The organism is Microbacterium sp. bgisy189 (assembly GCF_057707225.1).
Window position 1 is genome coordinate 1 of sequence record NZ_JBYIPT010000019.1, and the last position, 2,292, is coordinate 2,292.

Genomic DNA, 2,292 nt, shown 5'->3' on the forward strand with positions numbered 1-2,292 from the left:
ACGCTCCAGGATCTCGTGCGCGACCTCGACCGGCTCGTCCTTGTCGAGTGTCATCATGACGACATTCACGCCGTCGGTCGCGTAGAGCGCGTTGAATCCCACCCCCGCCAACGACAATCCCGCCGAGGCTCCTCCGATATCGGCCGGAGCCATCCCCTCGGTCGCCGCGAGCTCGTCCCAATGCCAGGCCGCGCCCGGGTACACCGACGGCATGATGATGTAGTGCCCACCATCGGGCGCATCACCGTTGGTGCTCGCCGGGCAGAGTGCCTGCACACCGGTGTCACGGAGCAGGGTCTCCTCGGGTTGCACGTTCCCCTCCCAGTACCCGTTCACGTAGTCGCCGATGATCTCTTGGAGCGAGATCGCCTCGAACAGCACTGCGCAGTCCGGCACCGGCCACCATCCCTCGGTGACATCTGCGGAGACGCCGTCGAACGAATCGACCGCCGTCGCCGCGACAGCGTCGATCGTCGCCTGCAGTTTCTGCGCCGGTGGCTCGGTGAAGTCGCGACCGGCAGTGACCATGACCCACACGTCACCGACTTCGGCAGCGAGCCGGCACAGCGTGACGTCGTAGGAGGGATCGCAACGGGTCTCGGAGAAGTCCGCTACGAAGTCGGCCGGCACGGATGCGGCGGGAAGCACGATCACCTCCAGCTTCTCGAGCTCGTCCTCCCCCTCAGACCACCACGCGCACGTGAGCCCGCCGAGCGTGCCTGTGGCATCCGGTTCAGCGACGGGGATCCGGTCCGGGTTCCAAACGAGGAGCTGGTCTTCGAAAGGCACCCAGCCGGCGCCGAGCAGGTCGTCGAGCTGTCCGTCGGTGAGCAGCTGCGCGCAGTCACCCGCGAACGGGATCGTCGGCTCCGACACCACTTCGGGCGTCGGGGTCGGAGCCGTCGTCGAGTTCGCCGTCGCATTGCCAGTGTTCGCGGGAGCGGGCGCGGTTGTCGCCGTGCATCCCGCGAACAGCATCGCTACGGTGATCGCGCCGAGTACCGCAGCGCGTCGACAGCGATTCATCGACGGATCAGTCTTCCGAGGCGGCCAGCGTGCCGAGCGCGCGCGCGGCGACCTCGGGCGCGACATCGAGCCCGTCGACCGTGACCCAGATGAGGTTCGTCCCATCGGTGGCGGCCAGCACGTCGGTTGTCTCGTCCTCGCCCTCGACGGTGAGACGGACCGCGTCTTCGGCACCCTCGACGTCGACCGTGTCGGGCAGCAGGACCGCCGTGCGATCCCACAGCCAAGCACCACCGGGTGCGGTCGTGATCGACATGCGGAACCAGTCCGCGTTCGCGACGTCATCGGCGACGTACTCGCAGTACTGCTCCGCCCCGACGTTCTCGAGAATCGTCTGCTCGAGCGACGGAGCACCTTCCCATCGGCCGGTCCCGTAGTCGGCGAGTACCTCGCCGAGCTGCATGTCTTCAGCCAGCGCCGCACAGTCGACGATCGGCCACCACTGGTCGGTCGCCGTCGCAGGCACCGGGGGCTCGGCCGCTGCAAGGTTCTCGAGCACCGCATCGCGCACTGCGGTCATCGAAGCCGGAGCCTCGGTGGTCGCAGCGTCCGGGCCCATCGTGACGAGCACCCACGCACCCCCTGCGGTCGCGGCGAGGCGGCACGACGATCCGCCATATGCGGCCTCACACGTCGGCTCTGCGTACGAGCCGGCGACGGACGCCTCCACCAGCGACTCGGGGAAGACGAACACCTCGAGCCACTGACCCTCGTAGTCGTTGCCGACGTCTTCGCCCCACTTGCACCGCAGGCCGCCCGCGGTGCCCTCAGCGCCGGGCGACGGAAGCTGCACCGAGGCAGGCTGCGAGGCCTGCGTGTACTTCTCCCAGAGTTCGGTTCGCTCCACCATGTTCGGCGCGACGATCGTCTCACGCTGCTCCGGAGAGAGGAGTGCGTCGCAGTCGCCGTCGAACGCGACCGTCCATGCCGGTTCGGTCGCTGACGGTGTCGAACTCGGCGACGGGTCGCCCGTCGATGATCCTGTCGGATCGGCTCCGGTGGTGGTCGGTGCGCATGCCGCCAAAGCGAGCGCGGCAATGCTGATCAGAACGGTGGCCCCCCATGCGCGTGTCATGCACACATCCTCGCATCGGCGCTCGACGCGGCACGGCTCAGGAGGACAACAATCCGATCACGCCCATGCCTTCCGCGGAATATCAGCGCGACCCGATCACTCTCGGAAGCGGCCCGACACCCTCGCGGCGCTCGAAGACGAGGAGCTCACGGGCGTGAAGCGTCGTGTGCTCGGCATCGACGCCTCGGCCT

Annotated in this window: 2 protein-coding genes; both read right to left on the reverse strand. The window is 68.0% G+C overall.

What is annotated here, in order from left to right:
- The coding region (locus AC3ENX_RS14540) for a DUF3558 domain-containing protein (RefSeq protein WP_434812449.1) at nt 1-1,026 on the reverse strand (1,026 nt) is incomplete at its 3' end.
- A 7-nt stretch (nt 1,027-1,033) separates the two neighbouring features.
- Nucleotides 1,034-2,101, reverse strand: coding sequence for a hypothetical protein (locus AC3ENX_RS14545; RefSeq protein WP_434812450.1), 1,068 nt, complete (start codon nt 2,099-2,101; stop codon nt 1,034-1,036).
- Nucleotides 2,102-2,292: the final 191 nt, after the last annotated feature.